This is a genomic window from Streptomyces sp. SL06, assembly GCF_058244745.1.
In genome coordinates, this window is record NZ_JBSYOT010000002.1 from 7,346,104 (window position 1) to 7,370,049 (window position 23,946).

A 23,946-nucleotide genomic window follows, 5' to 3' on the forward strand; every position below is an offset into this window, starting at 1 on the left:
CGCAGCGCCATGCCGGTCTCCCGCCACACGTCCCAGCCGACGGAGATCCGCGTGGTCCTCCCGGCCTCGTCACCACCGTGGTGGGCGAAGGCGTCGAGCAGGGCGTTGGCCGCCGCGTAGTCGTACTGGCCGACACCGCCGAGCCGCGCCGACATGGAGGAGCAGTAGACCGCGAGGTCCGGCTGGAACTGCTCGACGAGAAGCTCCACCAGCAGGGCGCCGCGCGTCTTGGCCGCCTGGGCCAGGTGCGCGGTGCCCGCGTGGCGCAGGGACAGCAGACCGCCCCCCGCCGCCCCGACGGCATGGACCACGGAGGCCAGCCCCACCGTGCGGGCGGCGATCAGGCCCGCCACCTCCTTGGGTGCCGCGACGGCGAGATCCGCCTCGACGAGGTCGACGCGATCCGCCCAGCGGGTCAACTCCTCGGGCAGCCGGGGCCGTCGGGACAGCAGCAGCACGCGCCCCTCGGTGTGGTCCAGCAGCCACGACGCGATGCCGGTACCCAGACCTCCGGTACCGCCCAGCACCAGGTGATCGCCCCCCGACGGGGCCACCAGGTGCCCGGCGGGCTCCGGCACCGCCCGCACGGGCAGTGTCACCTGCTCCCACCAGTAGCCCTCGCGCAGCGCCAGATGGCGTGGCGGCGGTGCGGTGGCGGCGGCCAGCAGCGCGGACAACGGTCCGGCCCAGCCGTCCGGATCCTCCACGTCGACCCAGTGGCCGTCCGGGGCGCCCTCCTGCGGCGCGACCTCGGTGACGCCGGCGAGCAGCGCCGCCTCGGGGCGGGCGACACCCCGAAGCACCGGCCGGGCTCCGCAGGACAGCCACCACGGGCGGACGGTCAGCTCCCCGGGTGCCCCCTGGAGGGCGCGGACCAGAGCGGCGGGGGTGTCCAGACAGGCCCAGACGGCCCGGTCGAGCGCCGTGTCTCCCACCGGCCCGTCGATGCCGAGCGCGAGCGTGTGCAACCAGTCCACGTCCGCGCGGCCCTCCGCGGCGAGCGCGTCCAGGACGCGACGCAACTGCTCGGGGTCGGCCGGGTCGGCCTCGAAACGGTCTTCCGCCCGGCGGGCGAAGCGCTTCGCCGCCCCGATCCACACCGTGCGACGGTGACCCGCGGCGAGCACGGCCGGGGCCGCGCCGTCGGCAGCGCCGTCGGTCACGACGACCAAGGTCCGCGCGCACGGCGCGCCGGCGCCCGTCCGGGCCCGCCACAGCCGGGTCCACTGCGGCTGGCGCAACCAGTCTTTCTCGGGCAGGCGTTCCGGCACCGCCACGCCGTCGGGCGCGGCCTCCCGGCCGGTCGCCCGCGGCGGCGTGGGCACGGTGCGCGCGCGGGGGAGGCCGTAGTCGGCGAGGTCGAACGCCGGTGCCGGGAAGTCCCACGGAGGCTGCGCCGTTCCGTCCGGCCAGGCGAGCGTGCGGCCCGCCAGCCAGGCGGCGGCCAGCTCCGCCGCCGGGCGCCCCGGGGTCCGCAGCGGGGCCTCGGGAGAGGGCTCGGGCCGTGCCACACATGTGGACGCCGTGCGCAGCCAGGCGATCGCGGACGCCGCGTCCGAACAGACCGCGGCCGCTCGCAGCGGGCCCTGCGGCCGGCCCGCCTGAAGGTGCCGCAGGGTTTGCGCGTAGGTGTGGGGATGCCGCGCGAGATGGGCGGCGACCCGCTCGGCGTCCGCGGCGAGCCGGGCCTCGCTCACGGCCGACAGCACGAGGAGCGGTACCGCGGCGGACCCCGTGGCCCGCTCCGGCGGCGCGGACGGAGGGGCCGCCTCCAGAATCACGTGCGCGTTGGTGCCGCCGATACCGAAGCTGCTCACCGCCGCCACCCGGTCCCGGCCCCGCGGCCAGGGCAGCGCCTCCGTCGGCACATAGAAGGGGGCCGGGTCGGAGCCGATCTCCGGATTGAGCGCGCGGAAGTCGCGGGTGGGCGGAATCCGGCCGTGGTGGACCGCGAGCACGGCCCTGATCAGACCCACCGCCCCGGCCGCCGCGCCCAGGTGGCCGATCTGGCTCTTCACCGAGCTGAGGGCGCAGTGGTCCGGCTCCCGCACGCCGAGGGCCTGGCGCAGCGCCCCCGCCTCCACCGGGTCACCGAGCCGGGTACCGGTGCCGTGCGCCTCGACGTACGCCACATCCCTTCCCGCGCGGCCGCTGCGAGCCAGCGCGTCACTGATCACCGCACGCTGGCCCGCCTGCGACGGGGCGCTGTAACTGAGCTTGGCCGAACCGTCGTTGTTCACCGCCGAGCCGCTGAGCACCGCGTAGACGGTGTCGCCGTCGCTGCGTGCGCGGGCGAGCGGCTTGAGGACGAGCACACCGGTACCGCTGCCCCCGACGGTGCCGTCCGCGTCGTCGCTGAACGGCCGGCAGTGGCCGTCGGCGGAGAAGATGTGCTGCGGGCGGTAGCGGTACCCGTCGGTCAGCTCCAGGTCGACCAGCACGCCGCCCGCGAGCATCACGTCGGCGTCGCCCTGCCGCAGCAGGGACGCCGCCAGGTGCACGGCGACGAGCGAACTGGAGCACGCCGTCTGGCTGGTGAGCACCGGGCCGGTGAGCCCGAGGTGGAAGGCGGCCTTGGTGGCGAGGAAGTCCTTCTCGTGGTGGAGGGCCAGCTGGAAGTCGTCGGGCAGCGCCTCGGGGTCGGTCTCGCGGAGCATCGCCCGGAAGTAGGTGTTCTCGCCCGCGCCCGCGACCAGTCCGGTTCGCGCCCTGCCGGGATCGGCGATGCCCGCGTGGGCGAGCGCCTCGACGCAGGCCATCAGCAACTGGCGCTGTTGCGGGTCCATGAGCCGGGCTTCCTGGCGGCTGATGCCGAACAGCCCGGGGTCGAAGGCCAGCGGCCCCTCCAGTTGACTGCGTGCGCCGACCAGGCCCGGCGGCGCCTCGAAGTACTCGATGCCGCTCCTCCCGGAGACCGTCAGATCCCAGAAGGCCGCCAAGTCCGGTGCGCCGGGCGCCCGGACGGCCATCCCGACGACGGCGACACCGTCGTCCCGCGCCGCCGCCGGCCCGGAGCCGGCCGGTGGTACGTCCGTCGTCGGCCCCGTCCTCTCCAGGAAGTCCGCCAGCTTCCGGGGGGTGACATGGTCGAAGAGGTCGGCGACGGTGAAGCGCAGGCCGAGTCCGGCGGTGCAGCGCAGATGGAAGCGCATCAGGGCGATGCTGGAGGCGCCCGCCGCGAAGTACGTCTGGTCGGGTGCGATGGGTAGGCCGGTCACCTCCTCGAAAACGGCGGCGAGCCGGGCCGCCCGCTCGGACGCCGGCGGTGCGGTGTCCCGGCCGCCGGCGCCGGTCAGGTCCCGGCCGGGTGCGTGCAACGCGGCGGTGCGGTCCAGCTTTCCGCTGGGGGTGCGCGGCAGCCGCTCCAGGAGCCGGAAGCGCTCGACCCGCACGTGCGCGGGCAGTAACCCCGCCAGGTGCTCCCGCAGCTCCGCGGGGGCCGGTGCGTCGCCCCGGCACTGGACGCAGGCGGTCAGCGAGGACCCGTCGGCGCAGACGACGGCCCCGATGACGGCGTCGTGCCGCAGCAGCGCGGCCTCGACCTGGCCCGGCTCCAGACGGTGGCCGCTCAGTTTGATCTGGTCGTCCAGGCGGCCGAGGCAGTGCAGCACACCGAAGTGGTCGAAGCGAGCCCGGTCGCCGCTGCGGTAGAGCAGTCCGTCGGCGGGTGAGCGGACGAACCGTTCCTGGTTGAGCGGGGTGTCGCCCAGGTAGCAGGGGTCGTGGAGCACGCCGCCGATGAGCAGTTCGCCCGTGCAGCCGGGGGGCACCGCGAGGCCGGCCTCGTCGACGACGCGCAGCACCGCGCCGGCCACCGGGTGTCCGACGGCGGGGCGCTCCGGCCAGTCGGCGGGATCCCCGTCCAGGCACAGGCTGCTGACGACGTGCGTCTCGGTCGGGCCGTAGTGGTTGAACAACCGTGCGCCGGGCAGACCGGCGAACCACCGGCGGATCGCGTCGGTGCAGACCAACTGCTCGCCCGCGGTCACCACTTCGCGCAGCCGGGAGGGACGGCGGCCCAGGTGCACGGCGTGCTCGGCGAGCAACTGCAGTGCCACGTACGGCAGAAAGAGCCGTTCGACGCCCTCCGAGTCGAGCTGTTCCAAGAGCGCGGGGACGTCCTGGCGCAGACCGGGCTCGATCAGGCGCAGGCAGCCGCCGGTACTGAGTGTCCCGAAGATCTCCTGGAAGGACACGTCGAAGGAGAGCATGGAGAACTGCTGGGTCAGCGCGGGTGCGCCCAGGCCTCCGGGGCCCGCCTGCCAGTGCAGCAGGTTGCACAGCGTGCGGTCGAAGACCCGTACCCCCTTGGGCCGGCCCGTCGAGCCGGAGGTGAAGAGGGTGTACAGCGGCCGGGTGCCCCGGTGTGCCGGGAGCGGCCGGTCGCCGCGGGCCCTGTCGGATCCGGTGCCGGTCGCCGCGTCGGACGGCGTGACGTGCCGGCGGGGCACCCGGCCGGCGTCCACCCGGTCGAATTCCGTGCCGCCGTCCGGCGGGAGCAGCACGCAGAGCGGGTCGGTCTGCTCCAGCACCTGCCGCAGCAGCTCGGTCGGGTAGGACGGGTCGAGCGGCACCGCCGTAAGATTCAGCCGGGCCAGCGCCAGCAGTGCCACCACGTGCTCGACGGACGGTCCGAGGAACAGCGCGACATGGCCCTCCTCGTCCCCGTCCGGCAGCCGCAGGGTCGAGGCCAGCTGCGCGGCGAGCGTGGCGGCGTACGCGTCGAGCGTCGCGTAGTCGACGCTCCGGGCGGCGGTGCGCAGCGCCGGGGCCGCCGGGGTGCGGGCCGCCTGGCGGGCGAAGCCCTCGGCGACCGTGGTCCACGGCAGTTCGGCGGGCGCGCCGCGGCCCGGCTCCGGCAGCGAGCGCCGGTACGGCGCGGCCAGCTCGGCCGGCGTGGTCTGCGGGGCCCCGGCCAGCGCGGTCAGACCCCGTCGGAAGAGGTCGGCCAGGGCGGCGGCCTGGCCGGCGTCGAGGCGATCGTCGGCGTACTCCCAGAGGCACTCCAGGCCGCCGGGGCGGTCGACCAGCGTCAGGGTCACCGCGCACTTGGCCTGCGCGGGCACCGGCCACAGCGGACGGGCGGAGCAGCCCGGCAGCGACAGCGAGTCGTGATCCGTGTTCTCCAGTACGAGGAGGAAGTCGAACGGCGAGTCGTCGGCGGCGCTGTGCGCGTGCGCGGCCAGGACATCGGCGAGCGCCACGTCGGGACGCCGCATCACCTCACGCACGACGGCGGCGGTGCGCGCCACGTCCTCCCGCACACTCGCCCGCGGGTCCACCGACAGGGGAAGCAGCACGGTGTTGGCGAACATGCCGACACTGTCCGCGAACTCCTGGACGGGCCGGTGGGCGACCGGCGCCGCGACGCGCGGCCGGGTCTGCCCCGTCACCCCGTACAGCGCCCAGGTGTAGACGCCCGCCAACAGTTCGAACCGAGTCAGCTCAAGCTCGCCGCAGAGCCGGTCGAGGGCGGTGCGCTCGCCCGCGTCGAGCATGTCGCACAGCAGCCGGCCGGCGGTGTCGCGGCCAGGCCGGGGCAGCGGGAGCGGCTGCGTGTGCGCGGTGCTCCCGGTGGCGGCGTACAGGTCCGACAGCTCCTCGCGCTGCGTCGCGTACGCGGGACTGGCGTGCCAACGACGCTGCCAGTCGGCGAAGTCCAGCGGCGTCGGCGTACCGGCGGACCCGGTCTCCACGGTGTCGCCGGCGAGGGCCGCGGCGTATCCGGACGACATGTCGCGCAGCAGGACGTTGACCGACCAGCCGTCCACGGCGACGTGGTGCAGATGCAGCAGGAGCGTGCCGCCGTCCCGCGACGGCAGCCAGCACGCGCGCAGCATCCTCGGGCACGCCAAGTCGAACGGCGTGGCGAAGAAGGCCTCGACCGGATCGTGGTGCGTCGCCCCACCGGCCGGTGGGGCGACGGGCTCGGTCCATGGATCGTAGGGCTCGCCCACCTGTTGCAGCAGCCCGTCGGCGCTCGCCGCGAAACCGGTACGCAGGGCCGGGTGCCGTACGACGAGCGCGGCGACGGCCGAGCGCAGGGCCTGCGGACGCACCTCGCCCGCGACGGCGAAGGCCAGCCGCACGTCGTAGGCGCGGGAGTCGGGGGAGCGCTGTTGCAGGAACCACAGGCGTTCCTGCTCGCCGGTCGCGGGCCCGGACAGGTTCCCGGCGGCGAAGGCCTCCGGATGGACGGGCGCGGCCTCGCGGCGGGCTTCGCGCACCCCTTCGGCGATGCCGGCGAGGTCGCCGTGCAGCACGAGGTGCGCGGGCACGTCGCAGTCCAGGCGGCGCCGGATTCCGTAGCGCAGGCGCAGGGCCTTGAGGGAGTCGCCGCCGCACGCGATCCACCGGTCCTCGGGCCGCAGGCCGGGTGTGCCCAGGATCTCGCCGGCGAGGTCCAGTACCGTCCGCAGCGGTTCGTCGTCGTCGTGCGGGGCGGCGGCACTCGGGCCGTCCACGGTCTCGGGCCGCCACGGCTCGGCGCCGAGCGCGAGAAGCGCCGCCTCGTCGACCTTGCCGTTGGCGGTACGCGGCAGCGCGGGGACGCGGTAGAGGTGGTGCGGGCGCATGTAGCCGGGCAGGCCGGCCGCCAGGTGCTCCTGGAGGGCGGCCCAGGACAGGCCGGGGTCGGCGACGAGATGGGCCAGCAGTTCCGCCGGGCCGCCCTTCGCGTCCCGGCGGGCGCACACGTGCACCTGCCGTACGCGGGAGTGCTCGGCGATGTTCCGCTCCACCTCACCCGGCTCGATGCGGAAACCGCGGACCTTGACCTGGCGGTCGGCGCGACCGACGTACACGAGGTCGCCGTCGGCCGGGCGGCGCACCAGGTCGCCCGTGCGGTAGTACCTCGTGGCCGTGCCGTCGTCGCCGGTGACGGTGGTGAAACGGCGGGCGGTCTCCTCGGGCAGGTTGCGGTATCCGGCCGCCAGGCCGTCGCCGGACAGGAGTAGTTCGGCCGTCTCGCCGGGTGCGGCCGGCCGGGTCGTGCCGGGTACGACGAGTTTTGCGCCGGTCCTCGGCAGCGGCCGTCCGAGGGGTACGACCGGGCCGTCGAAGTCGCGGGGTATGGGCCGGCAGAGCGCGAAGGTGCTGCACTCGGTGGGCCCGTAGACGTTGTGGAGCCGGGTGCGGCTGCCCGCGTTGTGGCGGTACCAACGCCGGATGAGCGGTGCGTTGAGCTGCTCGCCGCCCACCAGCAGTGCTGTCAGGCCGGAGAAGCAGCCGGGCTCCGTGTCCACCACCGCGTTGAACAGCGCGGTGGTGACGAAGGCGGTGTGGACGCGTTCGCGCCGCAGTACCGCGGCCAGCCGCTCCGGGGACTGCACGTCCGCGTCGGCGAGGACGACGCAGCACCCGCCGGTCACGAGCGGCACCCAGGTCTCGAAGCTCAGCGCGTCGAAGGCCGGGTTCGACAGACAGGCGAAGCGGGCCCCTCGCGAGTCCGGCAGGAACCCCGGGTCGGCCAGGCGCAGGATGCCGGCGTCCCGCACCAGAACACCCTTGGGGCGCCCGGTGGTGCCCGAGGTGTAGAAGACGAAGGAGACCGGCGCGCTCGCGACCGGCGGGGGACCGTCCGACGAGTGGACCGGCTCGTTGAGCAGCGCGTCGGCCGGCAGCGTGGCGACCGAGTCGGGGAGGCCGGAGGGGAGCGTGCCGTCGTGCACCAGGAGCCGGGAGCCGGAGTCCTCCAGGATGTACCCGAGGCGGTCGGCGGGGCTCTGCCGGTCGGCGGGGACGACCCGGGCGCCGAGGCGCAGCACGCCCAGCATGACGCACACGAGCCGCCACGACCGGGCCAGTCCCACGGCGACCGCGTCACCGGGACCTATCCCGTGTGCGCGCAGGCCCGCCGCGACCGCGGCGGCCGACGCGTCGAGCGTGGCATGACTCAACGTCCGCCCACCGTCGCTGACGGCCGGGGCCTGCGGGGTCCGCAGGCTCTGTTCGTGCACGGCTCGGGCCAGACCGGCGGAACGGGAGGTGGCGCGCATCAGACCCCGTTCGTGACGGTCGAGGCGGACAGGACGGCGGGCCTGGCGAGCCGCTCGGCGATCAGGCCGGCGATCACGGGTATTCGCTCCCCCTCCAGAACGTCCCAGTGGCCGCCCTCCACCGTCTCGACGGTGAGGCCGCCACGGGCGCGTTCGCGCCAGAACCGCCGCAGTGCCTCGCCCGCCACCGCGCCGTCGTCGCCGTCGGAGACCTCGGCCTCGGAGGCCTGGACGAGGAGGAGCGGGGCCGGTGAGGGGCCCGGCACGTAGTCGCGGGCGGCCGTCCGGTTGTGGTTGTAGGTCCGGAAGTACCGGTCGATCTGCGCGTCGTCGATGCCGGGGTACATGCCGTTGAAGCGGACGAGTTTGTCACGGAACTCGGCGGCGTCGACCGGCGCGAACTTCTCCCGCTGTGCCGGGTCGTCCGTGGCGTGCGTGTCGAGCAGCACCACGGACACCCCGCGATGGCCGGCCCGCGTGAGCTGCCGGCCCATCTCGTGCGCGACGAGTCCGCCGAAGGAGAGGCCGCAGAGCACCAGCGTCTCGTCCGGCTCCGGCCGCAGCAGCGTCAGATAGTGCTCCGCCATCGCCTCCACCGAGCGCAACGGCTCCTCGCCCGGGTCGATGCCCCGCGCCTGGAGACCCTGTACGGGGATGCCGTCCGGCAGAGCGCCGGCCAGCGGGAGATAGCAGAAGGCGGTACCGCCCGCCGGGTGGACGCAGACGACCCGCCGTCCCTCCCGGCCCGCCCGCAGCTCGACGAGGCCGTTGTCCGGCGCCGGCGGTGTCCGCTCGCGCAGTCGCGCGGCCAGCCGTTCCACGGTGGGGTACTGCAAAACGTCCCGGATCGGCAGCGTGCGGCCGAACTCCTCGCCGATCAGGTGCGCCACCTTGATGGCCGACAGGGAGGTTCCGCCCACCGCGAAGAAGTCGTCGGTGATGCCGATGTCGTGGTGCACCAGTACCTGTCGCCAGATCCGGTACAGGGCCATCTCCGTCCGGTCGCGCGGTGCGAGGGCGTTGACCTGGTCGCTGCGTGCCGCGCGGGCCTGGTTCAGCACCTCCGCGCGGTCGAGTTTCCCGCTGCGGTTCAGCGGGAGTCGCGAGAACTCGGCGAAGACCGACGGCATCATGTAGTCCGGCAGCCGCTCGGCGAGGGCGGCGCGCCACTGGGCGGGCGTCGACCGCGGAGCCTCGCCCCGGCCGACGGCCGCGACCAGCCGCAGTTCCCCGGCCTCGTCCCGGTCGGCGAGGACCGCGGCCTCCCGGACTCCGGGCAACTCCCGCAGGGCCGCCGCGACCTCGCCGGGTTCGATGCGGAACCCGCGCAGCTTGACCTGGTCGTCGGCGCGGCCGGCGAACTCGTAGTTCCGGTCCGGGAGCCGGCGTGCCAGGTCGCCCGTACGGTACATCCGTCCGCCCGGGACGAACGGGTCGGCGAGGAAGCGCTCCTCGGTCAGGTCCGGCCGGTTCAGATAGCCGCTCGTGACGCCGGCGCCGCCGATGTACACCTCGCCGACGACCCCCGGAGGCACCGGCTCACGATGCCCGTCGAGCAGGTAGACGCGGGTGTTGTCGACCGGACGCCCGATCGGGCAGCGCCGGTCCGTGTCCTGCGGTTCGTTGTAGGTGATGCTGTAGACGGTGGTCTCGGTGGGCCCGTAGACGTAGCAGACGCGCATCTGCGGCCTGGCCTCGCGCAGCCGTCGCAGCACCCGCTCGGGTAATGGCTCGGCTCCCGTGGTCAGTTGACGCAGCGACAGCCCCGCGAGCCGGGTGTGCGGGTCCTCGTCGATCCAGGTGACGTACGAGGCGGGCAGGAACGCGTGCGCGATCCGGTGCTCCCGCATCCAGTCGAGCAGCGCCGCGGGATCGCCCCGGAGGTCGTCGGGCACGAGGTGGAGCACGCCTCCGGTCGTGAGCGGCAGGAACAGCTCGTGGACGGACGCGTCGAAGCCGATGCTCGCCCACGCCGAGGACGGCCGGCCCGGCAGGGCGCCGTAGGCGGCGAGCCAGTTCTCCAGCAGGTTGGCGATGTTGCCGTGGGTCGCGGCCACGCCCTTGGGACGTCCGGTCGAGCCCGAGGTGTAGATCACATAGGCGAGTTGGGACGGCGACGGCGGCCGTCCGGGCGCGTCCTCGCGACGTGCCTCGGCCTCCACGTCCGTCAACGTGAGCCACGGCCCGGGTGGGTCCGCGACATCGCCGATCACCAGGGCGGGTTCGGCTTCCTCGACGATGGCCCGCAGCCGTCCGTGGGGCTGGCCGGGGTCCAGCGGCAGATACGCGGCACCGGCCTTCAGGACACCCCAGATGCCGACCATCAACTCCGCCGTGCGGCCGCAGTGCAGGCCCACGACCTGGCCCGGCCGCACGCCCCGGGCGCGCAGGGCGTGGGCGAGCCGGTTGGCGCGCCGGTCCAGTGCGGCATAGCTCAGCCGGGTGCCGCCGCTGACCAGCGCCGGCTCGTGGGGCCTCAGACGTACCTGCTCCGCGAAGCGTTCGACGGGGCCGGCCACCGGGCCGGAGGTGATCCGGCCCTGCCCCTCCGCCAGCAGTTCCGCGCGCTCGTCCGCGTCGAGCAGGGAGTACCGGGTGATCTCACGCTCGGGGTGCCCGGCCAACTGCTCCAGTACGCGGGTGAGATAGCGGGAGAATCTCTCGGCCGTGCTGTGGTCGAACAGCGCGCGTGCGTAGTCGAGGTGTCCGGCGACGCCGCCGTTCTCCTCGTGCAGCGACAGCGTGAGGTCGAACTTGGCGGGGGCGTGGGGGATTTCGAGGGGCTCGACCCGGGCTCCGGGCAGCCGGAGTCTGCCGTGACGGGTGGTGCCCCAGGCGAGCATCGTCTGGAACAGCGGGCTGTGGGAGAGGCTGCGCCGCGGGTTCACCGCGCTCACCACTCGCTCGAAGGGCAGGTCCTGGTGGTCGAGCGCACCGCGCAGCGCCGCGCGCACCCGGCCGAGCGCCTCGGCACCGGTCGGATCGCCGGACAGATCCACGCGCAACGGGAGGGAGTTGACGAAGAAGCCGATCAACCGGGCGTACTCCGGCCGGTGTCGACCCGCCACCGGAATCCCGACAACGATGTCGGTCTCCCGGGACAGGAGACCGAGCAGGACGTGCCAGCCGGTGAGGAGCGCGGTGAACAACGTGCCGCGTTCCGTGCGGGCGGCGTTCCGCAGCGCGTCGGTGAGCGGGCGGGAGAGGCTGACGGGGACGCGCCCGCCCGAGTGGTCCTGGAGCAGGGGACGCGGCCGGTCGGCCGGGAGCGCCGACAGCTCCGGAGCATCGGCCAGCCGGTCCCGCCAGTACGCCGTCTGCGTCACGGCCTCCCGGGTCTCGACCCACGCGCGCTGCCGTGCGGCGTGGTCGGCGAACTGCGCGGGCAGCGGCGGCAACGGGTCCGGCGAGCCGTGCAGCAGAGCGGCGTAGACGGCGCCCAACTCCGTCAGCATGATCTCCATCGACCGGCCGTCGAAGACGGCGTGGTGCATCGTCAGCAGGAGGGCGTGGCGGTCGGGCGCGAGCGTGAGGAGCCGCCCCCGGGCGAGCGGTCCGGAGCCGAGGTCGAAGGGCGTCTCGCACTCCTCGCGCTGCGCGGCGAGGAGGAGTTCCTCGGCGTCCGCACGGCCGGACAGGTCCGCCACGCTCAGCGCGAAGCCGTCCCCGGGCGGCATGATCTCCTGCCGCGCCTCGCCCTCCACCGTGACGAACCGGGTGCGCAGTGCCTCATGGCGTGCGGCCACGGCGTCGAGAGCCCGCGCGAGGAGCGCCCGGTCCAGGCCGCCCTCGATGCGATAGGCCATCTGCTCGTTGTACGCCGCGTGGGAACCCTCGGCCTGCTCCAGTGCCCACAGACGCTGCTGGCCGAAGGAGCAGAGCGGCGGCGCACCGGACTCCGGTGTGGGGGAGGAGTGGTCGCGAGGAGTGTGTGTCGCCGTCAAGGGCGGCCCTTCTGCCGTGAGGTGAACGATCGGTACCGACGCGAGCCGGCCGCGGCGTCGTCGCCGCGGGGCGTGGGGAGCGAAGAGGGCCGTGCGGCGGGGTCCGGTCGGTTCGGCCGAGGTTCCGGACAGCGGTGCGGCACTGTTCTCGCTCCGTGGGGGACGGGTTCTCTCGCACGAACGTGAGCGGCGCGGGTGGATCGCGGGCCGCCGTCGGGCCTGGCCGGAGGTTCAGATTCCGGCCGAGGTCAATGATTGGCCTTGGCTCTTCACTGTGTCAATGACTGCCTGTGCCGCTCGATGTCCGCATGGTCACGAACGGGCGGCAAGCGGGCAGCGGCGGGGAGTCTTTCGGGCACCGGCGCCGGAGCCCTCCTGTCGGGGTGCGGTATCTGTCCAGGCAAATTTGCGCAGTCCAAGCTGCGCAATCTAGTCTGGGTATATGCGTGAGATGCCCCAGGTCCCCGACGACGTTTCCGAATCAGCCGCGCGCGCGGCCCGAGAGGTCCGCGTGGTCTTCAGCCGGCTCCGGCGGCGCATGCGCGAGACCTACGACCCCGGGGACCTCACCCCGTCCCAGACCTCCGTCCTCAGCCGGCTGGACAAGGACGGGGAGGCGTCGGTCAGCGACCTGGCGTCCGCCGAACGCGTCCGCCACCAGTCGGTGGCCGCCACCGTCGGCGTGCTGGAGGAACGTGATCTCGTCTCCCGCCGCCCGGACCCCGGCGACGGTCGCCGCCAGCTCGTCTTCGTCACCGACGCCGGACGCGCCTTCCTCGAGGACCGGCGCCGGGCCGGCGAGGGCTGGCTCACCCGCGCCCTGGAGGACCAGTGCACGGAAGCCGAACGCCACACCCTCATCGAGGCGGCGGCCCTGCTGGAACGCATCGTCCGGTCATGAGCGGCCATGTGCCCGGCGTGATACGCCGTCTGCTCCCCGGCCGCTCCAAGGGGGCGACGGACGGCTTCGACCGACGCCTGATGGCCCCGATGATGCTGGGATCGGCGCTCAACCCGGTCAACTCCTCCGTCATCTCCGTCTCCCTGGTGCCGATCGGCGCCGCCTTCGGAGCCTCGCCCTCCCAGACGGCGTGGCTCATCTCCGCCCTCTACCTGGCCACGGCCATCGGTCAGCCCGTCGTGGGACGCCTGATCGACCTCTTCGGACCCCGCCGGCTGTTTCTGGCCGGGACGGCACTGACCGGCATCGCCGGCGTCATCGGCATGCTCGCCCCCAACCTCGGCGTGCTCGTCGCCGCACGGGTGATCCTCGGCTTCGGCACCTGCTCCGGCTATCCGGCGGCCATGTACCTGATCCGCAGCGAGGCCCGGCGCACCGGCCGGGAAAGCCCGGCCGGCATCCTGACCGCCCTCGCCGTCACCACCCAGACCATCGCCGTCATCGGCCCCAGCCTCGGCGGCCTGCTGATCGGCTTCGGCGGCTGGCGTACGACCCTGGCCGTCAACATTCCCCTCGCGATGGCCGGTCTGTACCTCGGCGCCCGACGCCTCCCGGTGACCCCCGGCTCCCGCCGCGAGGACGGCCGCAGCCCCGTGCGCGACATGGACCTGCCGGGCATGGGCCTGTTCGCCGCGGCGCTCGTGTGCCTCCTGCTGTTCCTGATGAACCCCGGTGGCGGCACCTGGTACCTGCCGGCCCTGACCGCCGCCGCGGCAGCCGCCTTCGCCTGGCGCGAGCTACGGGCGCGGCAGCCCTTCATCGACATAGGGGTCCTCGGCGGCAACCTGCCGCTCCTCGCCACCTACGGCAGGGCCCTGCTCGCCTACGTCGTCACCTACGCGTTCCTGTACGGCTACACCCAGTGGACGGAGGAAGGACGCGGGCTGTCCGCCTCCCAGGCCGGCCTGGTGCAGCTTCCCCTGTTCGCCATCGCGATCGTCGTCTCCCTGCTCACCGGCCGGCACCAGGCGGTCCGCGGCAAACTCCTGGTGGGCGCCACCGGGCAGATCATGGCCTGCGGCATGCTGTTCCTGCTGCGCTCCGACAGCCCCGTCTGGATGCTCCTGGCCGTCGTGTTCGTCCTCGGAGTGCCTCAAGGCCTGAACAGTCTCGCCCTGCAGAATGCCGTCTACCACCAGGCCGACGCCGAACGCATGGGCTCCTCCGCCGGGCTCCTGCGCACCTTCGGCTACCTCGGCGCCATCATCGCCTCCGCCGCCAACGGCGCCTTCTTCGGCCGGCACGTCGACACCGGCGGCCTGCACCACCTCGCCGCCTTCATGCTCGCCATCAGTGCCCTGTTCCTCGTGGTGACCCTGTTCGACCGCTCCCTGCGCCGCGTCGCCCCGTCGGAACCCGAAACCTCCGCACCGTAACCCCGAACCCCCGACCCCCGAATTCCGATCAGGAAAGAGACGAACCACCGTGACGAATCCCGCCGCATCGACAACCGCCCTGCTGGTGATGGACGTTCAGGAGGCCATCACCGCCCGGGTCCCCGACCCCGACTACATCCCACGCCTCACCCGGGCCGTCTCCGCCGCCCGCGGCGCCGGCATCCCCGTGCTGTACGTCGTCATCGGCTTCCGCTCCGGCCACCCCGAGACCAAGTCCAGCCCGCAGTTCGCCGCCCTGCCCGACACCGCCTTCACCGAGGACGACCCCGGCGCCGCCATCCACGCCAACGTCGCCCCCCGGCCCGGCGAGAGCATCGTCACCAAGAGGCGCGTCAGCGCCTTCGCCGGCAGCGACCTCCAACTCCTGCTGCGCGCCGGCGGCATCGACCACCTCGTCCTGACCGGCCTGGCCACCAGCGGCGTCGTCCTGTCCACACTGCGCCAGGCCGCCGACCTCGACTACCGGCTCACCGTACTGTCGGACGGCTGCGGCGACACCGACCCGGAGGTGCACCGTGTGCTGACGGAAAAGGTCTTCCCCCGCCAGGCCGAGGTCACCACCGTCGACACCTGGACCAAGACGCTCGCCTGAACACGCGGGGCCGAGCCCGCCAGGTCATATACATGAATCATCGGTCTCGACAGAGAAGGGCAGTGAGGCGATACGCCTGATATGCGCCCGTTTCACTGCCACCCCGTCCAGCAGGATTCACACATATGAACCACCTGCGTCCTGAGTGTTGACCTCAAAAGAAGGGCGCCAGCACACTGAACTCGCCCGCCTCTCGGCGGACGAACGGCCTCCACGTGCCTCCGCCATGAGACGAGGAGTACGTCATGACCGGATTCAGCCGTCGCGATTTCATCAGGGCCGCAGGTGTCGGGTCCGTGGCCCTGGCCCTGCCACCGGCGGGAGCGGTGGGTGAGGCGAGTGCGGGAGCGGCCCGGCCGACGGCCCTGCGGGGGGCCGTGGACGCCTCGGGCACCTGGCAGGTGACCGCGACCGTCCTGGGCTGGACCTTCGGCGGCTCGCTCGGCTCCGCCGCGACCGACATCACCACCCGCTCGGGATCGGACGCGGTCGGCGCGTACGACGAGACCGCCTTCACATTCCAGTCGGGTGCGCGAAAGGGCGGCATCCGCGTCTACGACGGCGCGTCGGCCGTCGTCTTCACCGACACCCGCGTCACGGCCGGCGCCAACTCCGATCCGTTTCCGACGGTGAGTCAATACCCGAGGCTGGCAAATCAGTTGAGCCACAGGGACTGCTTCGGGAGATTCCAGTTCAACAGCTTCACGAGCGCGGCGGACAGCCCGTGGGTCTTCTTCGACGACGCGGGCAACACCTTCCTGCTCTCGGCGGCCAGCCACTTCCAGGACACGCGGACCACACAGGCCGCGGACGGCTCGATCGCGGTCGGCGTCATCGACTCGATCACCACCCTGCCGGCCGGCTACACCCGGCAGACCATCCTCTCGGTCAAGGCCGGCATCGGCGCCACCCACCGCGCGTGGGGCACCGCGCTGACGCGGCTGGCGGGCAAGACCCCACCGGCCAACGACTCGGGCGTCATCCTCAACACCCTGGGCTACTGGACCGACAACGGCGCCGACTACTACTACCGGTTCGACGAGTCGAAGGGCTACGCGGGCACCCTGCTGGCCGTCCGCGACGAGTGGGCGTCCCGGAAGATCCCCATGGGATACATGCAGCTCGACAGCTGGTGGTACCCCAAGGGCCCGGCCGACGACTGGAACGCCCTGCCGGACGGCACCTCGCTGTACGAGGCGGACAAGACCCTGTTCCCGGACGGACTGGCCGCGTTCCAGAAGAAGTTGGGCAAGCCGCTCGTCACCCACGCCCGGTGGGTGGACCCTTCGAGCCCGTACCACGGCACGTACACGTTCTCGAACAACGTCGTCATCGACCCGAAGTTCTGGCAGGGCGTCATGGACTACCTCAGCGAGGGCGCAGTCGCCGTCTTCGAGCAGGACTGGCTCTGCAACAAGGCCAAGCCCGCCGACGACAACCTCACCGACGCCGACGCGTTCTTCGACAACATGGCCCGGTCCTCCGCCGCCGAGGGCATCGACCTCCAGTACTGCATGGCGCTGCCGCGTGACTACCTCCAGAGCACGCGCTACCCCCACCTGACCACGATCCGGGTGAGCGACGACCGCTTCGACCGGCCGAAGTGGGACATGTTCCTCTACGACTCGCAACTGGCCGGCGCGCTCGGGGTGTGGCCCTGGGCCGACGTGTTCCTGAGCGGCGAGACGAACAACCTGCTGCTGGCCAACCTGTCGGCCGGCCCGGTCGGCGTCGGGGACGCGCTGGGCAAGGTGAACGCCGCAAACCTGTCGAAGGCGGCACGCCCCGACGGGGTCCTCGTCAAACCCGACGCGCCCATCGTCCCCACCGACGCCACCTACATCGGCGAAGCGGCCGGGAAGTTGCCCGCCATGGTCGCCTCCACCCACGTCGCGCACGCGACGGGGCTGACCTACCGCTACGTCTTCGCGTATGCCCGGCAGTTCCGCGCGCCGCAGTGGATCCACCAGGCCGAGGACGCGACCCTCTCGGGCGTGACTGTCGGCACGGACCAGCCCGGATACACCGGCAGCGGCTTCGCCGACTACCAGAACGCCGACGGCGACTACGTGGAGTGGACGGTCCGGGCACCCGCCGCGGGCACGTACACCCTTCAGTTCCGCTACGCCAACGCCGCGTTCACCGACCGCCCGCTCGCGGTGACGGTCAACGGCGGCACCGCACACACCCTGTCGTTCCCCTCCACCGGCTGGTGGACGTCCTGGAGCGTCGTGGGCCTGACCGCCACCCTCGCCGAGGGCGCGAACACCGTACGCGCGACCGCCACCGGGGCGAGCGGCGGCAACATCGACTGGCTCGGCGTCACCCGGGGCACCGTGCCGACCGGCATGTCCCAGAGCGTCTCCTTCAGCCCGGCCTCCCTCGGCGTGGGCGGACCGGCGTACGTCTACGACTACTACGCGGGCACCGGCTCCCCGGTCGCCGCGGGCGGCAGCGTGAGCGCCACCGTCACCAGCGGTACGTACTGGATCGTCGCGCCGGTGGGCCCCTCGGGCATCGCCTTCCTCGGGGACGCCGGGAAGTTCGTCCCGCACGGCGGCAAGCGCGTCGTGCACCTCGACGACGACGGCGAGGTGCACGCCACCATCGCCTTCGCCGCCGGTGAGGGACCGGTGACCCTGCGCGGCCACGCGCCGCGCAGGCCGACCGTCACCGCCACCACGGGCAGTGCGGGCACCGTCACCTACGACACGTCGACCAGCCTGTTCACCGTTTCCGTGACGAGCGCCGACAATCAGGCGGTCGTCTCCATCGCCCCCTGACTCCCCGACCGCGGCGCCCCGACCTGTCGAGCGCACTCGGCCTGCCAAGAAGGTGAGAACCGACGTGAGAAGACCTTTCGCGGTCGCCGCAGCGGCGGCCGCCGCGATCCTCGGGCTGATCGCCGTGCCGGCGGCGGCAGCCGCGGCCTCCGCCTCGGCCCCGGCGTCCGTCGAACTCCGAGTGATGCCGATGGGCGACTCGATCACCTGGGGCACCGGCAGCAGCGACGGCAACGGCTACCGGCTCCCGCTGCACGACGCACTCACCGCCGCGGAGTACACCGTGGACTTCGTCGGCAGCATGCGGAACGGCAGCATGGCGGACCCCGACAACGAGGGCCACAGCGGCTGGCGCATCGACCAGGTCGCCGACATCACCGACTCGGTCCTGAGCACCTACCGGCCCAACGTGGTGACCCTGATGATCGGCACCAACGACCTGAACCAGAACTACCGGCCGGCGACCGCACCCGACCGGCTCGCCGCCCTGGTCGACCGGATCACCGACGACCTGCCGGGTGTCACCGTGCTGCTCGCCTCGTTGATCGTGTCGACCCACTCCGTCGAGGAACCCCTCCGGCCGGCCTTCAACCGTGAGGTGCCCGCGATCGCCGAGGCCGCGCGGGCGGAGGGCAAACACGTCGGCTACGTCGACATGGGCACGCTGACCACCGCCGACCTCGCGGACGCGCTCCACCCCAATGACGCCGGCCACCAGAAGATGGCCGACGCCTTCCACGCCGGCATCCTGGCCGCCGACGCGGCCGGCTGGATCGCGCCGCCGGGCCTCGGCGGGATCGTGCACTCGGGCGTCGCCGGGACCGCCAACGGCACCGACGCACAGAAGTGGACGACCCTGCGGCCGGTGCGACCTCCCGCAGCGCTCCGCTAGTGCGAACGGCCACCAGCACCGGCAGTGTCGGCGGATTCGATGCCAAGGACGTTCAGCAGCGCCAGAGCGTCGGCGTCGGGGGAGTTCACCGGTGCGCTGTAGAGCACCAGGTACTGATCGTGATCCGTGAGCGCGAGCTTGTCGCACTCGACGGTGAGTTCTCCGACGACCGGGTGGCGGAAGGTCTTCGTGAGCATCGGTATGGCCTGCACGTCGTGCCGCTCCCAGAGCCTGGCGAAGTCGGCGCTGGCGTCGCGCAGCTCCTCGACAAGGCCGGTCACCGCGGGATCCGTCGGATAGCGGGCGAGGGTGGCGCGCAGTTCCGTGACCACGTGGTGCCGGAACTCGGCCGCGTCGGAGATCCCGTACGGCGCCGCGTCCGCGTCCTGGGGCGTGAGAAAGGCCCGGCGCGCGAGATTCCGGTCCTCCGGGGCGAGCCGGGCGAAGTCCTCCAGGAGCGCCGCCGCGAGAGCGTTCCACGCGAGCACCTCGAACGCGGCGGACATGACCAGGGCGGCCGTCTGCGGCAGCCGCTCGATGAGCGCGAGAATGCTCGGGCGGACATCGCGCCGGTGCAGCCGGGTACGCAGCGGCGCGGTGCCCGCGAGGACGTGGAGGTGGTCGGACTCGGCGTCGGTGAGCCGCAGCGCCCCGGCGACACCGGCGAGGACCTCGCTCGACGGCCTCGGCGCCCTGCCCTGTTCGAGCCGGACGTAGTACTCCGTGGAGATGTGCGAGAGAACGGCCACTTCCTCGCGCCGAAGGCCGGGCGTGCGGCGTCGCGGGCCGCGGGGGAGCCCAACGTCCTGCGGCCTGAGCCGCTCGCGACGGCTGCGGAGGAACGCACCCAGCTCATGCTTGTCCATGTCCTCCAGTGTGCATGCCGCGCGGCGGCGGATCCTGGTACCGCCTGTGCCTGTATCCGGCCCGGGGCCCGGCCGATGCTGTCGACATGACGAACCACACGAACAACGCACCCATCGGCCTGCTCACCGGCAAGGTCGTACTCGTCACCGGCGCCAGCCGCGGCATCGGGGCGGCGGCGGCCAGGCTCTTCGCCGCCGAGGGCGCAACCGTCGTGCTCGCCGCCCGCGGCACCGACGCCCTCGACCGCATCGTCACCGAGATCCGCGCCGACGGCGGCGTGGCCGACGCCGTCACCCTCGACCTCGCCGACCCCGCGAGCGTCCGCGCCGCGGTCGACCGCGTCGGGGAACTGCACGGACGGCTCGACGGAGCCTTCAACAACGGCGCGGCCGTCCAACAGCCCGGCCCGCTCGACACCACGAGCGACGCGGACATCGACGAGCAGTTCGTCGTGAACTTCCGCTCGCACTGGACCGCCATGACCTCCGAGGCCGCACTCATGCGGCAGGGCGGCGGCGGGGCCATCGTCAACACCTCGAGCATCGGCAGCCGCCGCGCGAACCCCGCCCTGCCCGCCTACGGCGCCATGAAGCGCGCGCTCAACAGCATCACCGAGACCGCGGCCGTCACCTGGGGCCGGCAGGGCATCCGAGTCAACGCCGTCACTCCCGGCGGCACCGCCACGGAGATGATCGACAAGTGGGAGGAAGTGTCCCCGGGCATCATCGAACGCAACAACGCGGCGACTCCGCTCGGCCGCATGGCCGAGCCCCGCGAGGTGGCCGAGGCCGCGGCATGGCTGCTGAGCGACCGTGCCTCCATGGTCACCGGCGCCATCGTGCCGGTCGACGGCGGCGCCGGCGCCTGAGAAGTCGAGCACCGGAAGGCGCGGCCTGTGTCAGGATGCTCGGCATGTCTGGTCGAGCGCTGAGCTTCGGGGCGGTGGCGGAAGCATACGAACGGTTCCGGCCGGGATATCCCGACGCACTGTTCGACATGGTGACCGCATACGCGGACCGTCCGCTCCGTACCGCCCTCGAGATCGGCGCCGGGACAGGCAAGGCAACCCGCCTGTTCGCCCGACGCGGGGTCGTGGTCACCGCGACCGACCCCGATGGGTCCATGCTCACCGAGCTGCGCAAGCACGTGCCGGCGAACGTCAGGACGGTGCAAGCCGCGTTCGAGGACGTGCCACCGGGGAAGCGGTACGGGCTGGTCTACGCGGCGGCGGCGCTGCACTGGACGAACCCGGAGGGCCGGTGGACACGCATGGCCGCGCTGCTGGAGCCGGGCGGAGTGTTCGCCTCGTGCGGCGGCCCCTTGCGACTGGCCGACCCCGTCGTGGAGGAGGCTGTCCGCGCGGCGCGAGCACCATACTTGGAAAGCGACGAGGTTCCGTCCCCGGACGGGACGCCCGCGGACCATGAGATGCAGTGGCCGGGCACGGAACTGCGACGGTCCGAGTGGTTCACCGGCGTTCAACAGGCCGTGATCGAAAGACGTGTCGCGATGAGCGCTCGCGACTACGTTGGTCATCTCTCCACCGTCTCGGCCTATCTCGTGCTGCCGAGTGCGGAGCGGGAGCAGGTATGGGGCCGGATCATGCGGCTGCTGCCGGAGAGAGTCGAGATGACAGCCGACATCACCGTCCATCTCGCGCGTCGGCGCTACGAGGATTGATCGCAGGTCCGGCTGGGCGCGCGCCCAGCCGGACAGGGTGGTGGCCGAAGGTCCCTGTGGTCCTGGGCCGTTGAGTCCCCGGGTGCGGACCTTCGGCATCGGGCGCGGGGTGGTGGGGACTGGGAGAGTGAGTGGTGTCAGGAACCGACCGGATGTCTTGAAGGGATCAACGCCATGGCCGTGCACGAGCCCACGCACCGCAGTTCGGGTTTCCACCTGCCGACGTTCCGTGGGAACCTCACCGCTTCCGCTCCGGGGTCGGCCGAGTCGGCGGACGCCGGCACGCTTGCCGCACGGGCCTACGCCTTCGCCGCGGCCCGCGTGCTGCTGGGGTTCGTCTTCCTGTGGGCGTTCCTCGACAAGACCTTCGGCTTCGGCTACGCGACCCCCTCCGGGAAGGGCTGGATCGACGGCGGCTCGCCGACCGAGGGCTTCCTCGGGCATGTCGCGGTCGGTCCGATGGAGTCGACGTTCCACTCGTGGGCCGGCGCGGCCTGGGCCGACTGGCTGTTCATGCTGGGCCTGCTCGGGATCGGGGTCGCGCTGATCGCCGGGGTGGCGCTGCGGCTGACGGCGCTGGCCGGGACGGTGATGATGGCGCTGATGTGGGTGGCGGAATGGCCGCTCGCGAAGCACCTGTCGGACGGCTCGGCGAGCGGCTCGGCGAACCCCTTCGTCGACTACCACCTCATCTACGCGGTGGTGCTGATAGCCCTGGCCCTCGCCTCGGCCGGCAACACATTCGGACTGGGCCGGCTGTGGGCCCGGCTCCCGCTGGTCCGTGACCACCGGTGGCTGCGCTGAACGCGAGCGGTGGGGCGGGTCCACAGACGGACCCGCCCCACCGGCCTGTGGGTGGGTTCGCCGGCGCCACCCCGCCGACCGTCCACCTGCCGGACCTCAAGGTCGACCCGTCGGATGTCGCGCGGGCCGGCCTCGACGGCGTTCAGGCCGGACCAGAAGATCGTTCCGGCCAGTCCACCATGTCGATTCCACCGGCCCATGACACGGCCCGCGGCGTCACACCCTGGACGCGCCCAGGGACGTGGTGGCTTGCGTCGTGCAGGTGGATGAGGATGTCGTGTGCCCGGCCGAGGGCGCTCCTGTACTTGGTGGGATCGGGCCGTCCGGCACCGATGTTCCAGGTGACGCGCTCCTTGTCCAGCCAGGCGCGTGCGGAGTCGGGGGCAGTGCGCATGTCCAGGATGTAGTCCCGCCGGCGGACCTTGTCGAGCGTGTGTTCATTGGTGCCCGGCCTGGCGGCACCCACGGTGTAGGTCCGCATCACGTCGTCGTCGGCGCCGAAGGCCGCGAAGGATCCCTTGTGAAAAGTGAAGCCGACGCTGACACAGCCCGTGCCGAACGCGTCGCGCAGGAACGCCCCTTGGGAGTCGTGGGACATGTGGGTGTTGTGCCCCGGGCGCTGCCTCCGCAGCAGTTCGTACACCTCCCGGGTCCGCTCCGCCCGCTCCTTGCGCTCGGCCGGCGGCGGATCACGGTAGAGACCGGGCAGGCGGGCCTCTTGGAGGAGGGGCCGTCCCCCTGACGCGGGTAGTGCCTGCTGTATCGACCGGGCCGGTCTCGACCACCACAAGTCCGGTGCGGTACACGCTTCCCAACGGCCAGTCAGCGGGCCCGCACGCGATCCCGCACCCGACCCGAGGTCCGCATTCCCGCACTCCTTCGCGAACCGTCCCTCACCGGGCCGTCCAGCCCCCGTCCACCGTGACCGTCGTCCCGGTCATGAAGCGCGACGCGTCCGACGCGAGGAACACCGCGGCGCCGCCCAGCTCTTCGGCCTCGCCGACCCGGCCCAGGGGAGTGCTGTCCACGATGCGCTCGCCCCAGCGGCTGTCGAGCAGGCCCGAGCTGAGGTCCGTACGGAAGTAGCCGGGCGCGAGCGTGTTGACGCGCACGCCGCGGTCGGCCCACTCGACGGCCAGGGACTTGGTGAGTGCCTCGACGCCGCCCTTGCTGGCCGCGTACGCGGCGATGCGCTCGAAGCCGGTGCTGGCGTGCACCGAGGAGACGTTGACGATCGAGCCGCCGCCCTGCTCCAGCATGACCTTCCCGGCCTCACGGCAGCAGTAGAAGGCGCCCGCGAGGTTGACGTCCACGACCTGCCGCCACGCGTCGTCGGTGACCTTCTCGCTGCGGGTGAAGTGCGGGCTGACGCCTGCGCAGTTGACCGCGGCGTCGAGGCGGCCCGCCCACTTGACGACCCGTTCGACAGCCGAGCGTACGGCGGCGGAGTCGGACACGGAGCCGGGCACGACCAGCACCTTGCCTCCGTGGCCGGAGAGTTCGGCGGCGAGCTGTTCCAGGTCGGCGGTCGTGCGGGCGGTCACGGCCAGGGTCGCACCGGCCTGGGACAGCGCCACCGCCATGGCGCGGCCGAGGCCCTTCCCGGCGCCGGTGACCCAGACGGTCTTGCCGTCGAGGCGCAGGTCGCGGTTCACATCGCTCATCGCCGGGGCTCCGTCGGAAGCTCGCGCAGATTCCGTTTGAGGACCTTGCCCGAGGGCGTGCGCGGGAGTTCGTCGACGACGTGGAAGTGGGCGGGCACCTTGAACTTGGCGAGCCGGGCCCGGCAGAACTCCCGCAGTTCCTCCGGGCCGGCCTGTGTCCCGGGGCGGAAGACGACGAAGGCGCGGGGCACTTCGCCCCAGCGGGCATGGGCGAGGCCGACCACGGCGGCCTCCAGGACGGCGGGGTGTTCGTACAGCACCCGCTCCACCTCCGGGGTGGCGATGTTCTCGCCGCCGGAGACGATCATGTCCTTCTTGCGGTCGTCGATGTAGAGGAAGCCGTCCTCGTCGACATGGCCGATGTC

General features: G+C 72.7%; 13 protein-coding genes and 1 pseudogene. 8 read left to right on the forward strand and 6 right to left on the reverse strand.

Going from position 1 to position 23,946, the window contains the following annotated elements:
- Positions 1 to 77: 77 nt before the first annotated feature.
- Together AC4IHM_RS33305 and AC4IHM_RS33310 are read right to left on the reverse strand one after the other, a co-directional pair.
- A pseudogene (locus AC4IHM_RS33305) lies at positions 78 to 7,997 on the reverse strand (amino acid adenylation domain-containing protein); the annotation flags it as partial.
- On the reverse strand, positions 7,997 to 11,941 hold the full coding sequence (locus AC4IHM_RS33310) for a non-ribosomal peptide synthetase (protein WP_490870690.1): 3,945 nt from the start codon (positions 11,939 to 11,941) through the stop codon (positions 7,997 to 7,999). The pseudogene AC4IHM_RS33305 and the gene AC4IHM_RS33310, both read right to left, overlap by 1 nt.
- A gap of 442 nt (positions 11,942 to 12,383) precedes the next feature.
- Between AC4IHM_RS33310 and AC4IHM_RS33315 the strand changes: the two genes are divergently transcribed.
- The 5 genes from AC4IHM_RS33315 (at position 12,384) to AC4IHM_RS33335 (ending at position 18,566) form a co-directional block, all read left to right on the forward strand.
- Complete coding sequence (locus AC4IHM_RS33315; RefSeq protein ID WP_490870691.1) at positions 12,384 to 12,842, forward strand: MarR family winged helix-turn-helix transcriptional regulator; 459 nt, start codon at positions 12,384 to 12,386, stop codon at positions 12,840 to 12,842.
- Positions 12,839 to 14,278: an MFS transporter gene (locus AC4IHM_RS33320; protein WP_490870692.1), complete on the forward strand. Its 1,440-nt coding sequence runs from the start codon at positions 12,839 to 12,841 to the stop codon at positions 14,276 to 14,278. The genes AC4IHM_RS33315 and AC4IHM_RS33320 overlap by 4 nt, the downstream gene beginning before the upstream one ends.
- A gap of 49 nt (positions 14,279 to 14,327) precedes the next feature.
- Positions 14,328 to 14,891, forward strand: coding sequence for a cysteine hydrolase family protein (locus AC4IHM_RS33325; protein WP_490870693.1), 564 nt, complete (start codon positions 14,328 to 14,330; stop codon positions 14,889 to 14,891).
- A gap of 245 nt (positions 14,892 to 15,136) precedes the next feature.
- Positions 15,137 to 17,674: a CBM35 domain-containing protein gene (locus tag AC4IHM_RS33330; RefSeq protein WP_490870694.1), complete on the forward strand. Its 2,538-nt coding sequence runs from the start codon at positions 15,137 to 15,139 to the stop codon at positions 17,672 to 17,674.
- Positions 17,675 to 17,738: 64 nt separating this feature from the next.
- The gene (locus AC4IHM_RS33335) at positions 17,739 to 18,566 is read left to right on the forward strand and encodes an SGNH/GDSL hydrolase family protein (RefSeq protein ID WP_490870695.1); all 828 of its coding nucleotides are present in this window, start codon (positions 17,739 to 17,741) and stop codon (positions 18,564 to 18,566) included.
- Here the strand turns inward: AC4IHM_RS33335 and AC4IHM_RS33340 are convergent.
- A complete protein-coding gene (locus AC4IHM_RS33340) occupies positions 18,563 to 19,432 on the reverse strand; it encodes a helix-turn-helix transcriptional regulator (protein ID WP_490870696.1) in 870 nt (289 codons plus the stop codon). The genes AC4IHM_RS33335 and AC4IHM_RS33340 overlap by 4 nt on opposite strands.
- A gap of 86 nt (positions 19,433 to 19,518) precedes the next feature.
- On the opposite strand from AC4IHM_RS33340, the gene AC4IHM_RS33345 reads away from it, so the two are divergent.
- From AC4IHM_RS33345 to AC4IHM_RS33355, 3 genes are all read left to right on the forward strand, one after another.
- Entirely contained in the window at positions 19,519 to 20,301 is a 783-nt protein-coding gene (locus tag AC4IHM_RS33345; RefSeq protein WP_490870697.1) for an SDR family NAD(P)-dependent oxidoreductase, read from the forward strand.
- Between the two features lie 35 nt (positions 20,302 to 20,336).
- Positions 20,337 to 21,113, forward strand: coding sequence for a class I SAM-dependent methyltransferase (locus tag AC4IHM_RS33350; protein WP_490870698.1), 777 nt, complete (start codon positions 20,337 to 20,339; stop codon positions 21,111 to 21,113).
- Positions 21,114 to 21,287: 174 nt separating this feature from the next.
- Positions 21,288 to 21,917, forward strand: coding sequence for a hypothetical protein (locus AC4IHM_RS33355; protein ID WP_490870699.1), 630 nt, complete (start codon positions 21,288 to 21,290; stop codon positions 21,915 to 21,917).
- Between the two features lie 142 nt (positions 21,918 to 22,059).
- Here AC4IHM_RS33355 and AC4IHM_RS33360 read toward each other — a convergent pair whose 3' ends face one another.
- The 3 genes from AC4IHM_RS33360 to AC4IHM_RS33370 form a co-directional block, all read right to left on the reverse strand.
- Positions 22,060 to 22,560, reverse strand: a complete 501-nt coding sequence (locus AC4IHM_RS33360) for an erythromycin esterase family protein (protein WP_490871009.1) — start codon at positions 22,558 to 22,560, stop codon at positions 22,060 to 22,062.
- A 250-nt stretch (positions 22,561 to 22,810) separates the two neighbouring features.
- On the reverse strand, positions 22,811 to 23,581 hold the full coding sequence (locus AC4IHM_RS33365; protein ID WP_490870700.1) for an SDR family NAD(P)-dependent oxidoreductase: 771 nt from the start codon (positions 23,579 to 23,581) through the stop codon (positions 22,811 to 22,813).
- Positions 23,578 to 23,889, reverse strand: a complete 312-nt coding sequence (locus AC4IHM_RS33370) for an AMP-binding enzyme (protein ID WP_490871010.1) — start codon at positions 23,887 to 23,889, stop codon at positions 23,578 to 23,580. Before AC4IHM_RS33370 ends, AC4IHM_RS33365 begins: the two co-directional genes overlap by 4 nt.
- Positions 23,890 to 23,946 lie beyond the last annotated feature (57 nt).

Coding starts and splice junctions, on each gene's coding strand:
- AC4IHM_RS33315 (WP_490870691.1), top strand. CDS start 12,384: ATGCGTGAGATGCCCCAGGTCCCCGACGACGTTTCCGAATCAGCCGCG.
- AC4IHM_RS33320 (WP_490870692.1), top strand. CDS start 12,839: ATGAGCGGCCATGTGCCCGGCGTGATACGCCGTCTGCTCCCCGGCCGC.
- AC4IHM_RS33330 (WP_490870694.1), top strand. CDS start 15,137: ATGACCGGATTCAGCCGTCGCGATTTCATCAGGGCCGCAGGTGTCGGG.
- AC4IHM_RS33340 (WP_490870696.1), bottom strand. CDS start 19,432: ATGGACAAGCATGAGCTGGGTGCGTTCCTCCGCAGCCGTCGCGAGCGG.
- AC4IHM_RS33345 (WP_490870697.1), top strand. CDS start 19,519: ATGACGAACCACACGAACAACGCACCCATCGGCCTGCTCACCGGCAAG.
- AC4IHM_RS33350 (WP_490870698.1), top strand. CDS start 20,337: ATGCTCGGCATGTCTGGTCGAGCGCTGAGCTTCGGGGCGGTGGCGGAA.
- AC4IHM_RS33355 (WP_490870699.1), top strand. CDS start 21,288: ATGGCCGTGCACGAGCCCACGCACCGCAGTTCGGGTTTCCACCTGCCG.
- AC4IHM_RS33365 (WP_490870700.1), bottom strand. CDS start 23,581: ATGAGCGATGTGAACCGCGACCTGCGCCTCGACGGCAAGACCGTCTGG.
- AC4IHM_RS33370 (WP_490871010.1), bottom strand. CDS start 23,889: ATGATCGTCTCCGGCGGCGAGAACATCGCCACCCCGGAGGTGGAGCGG.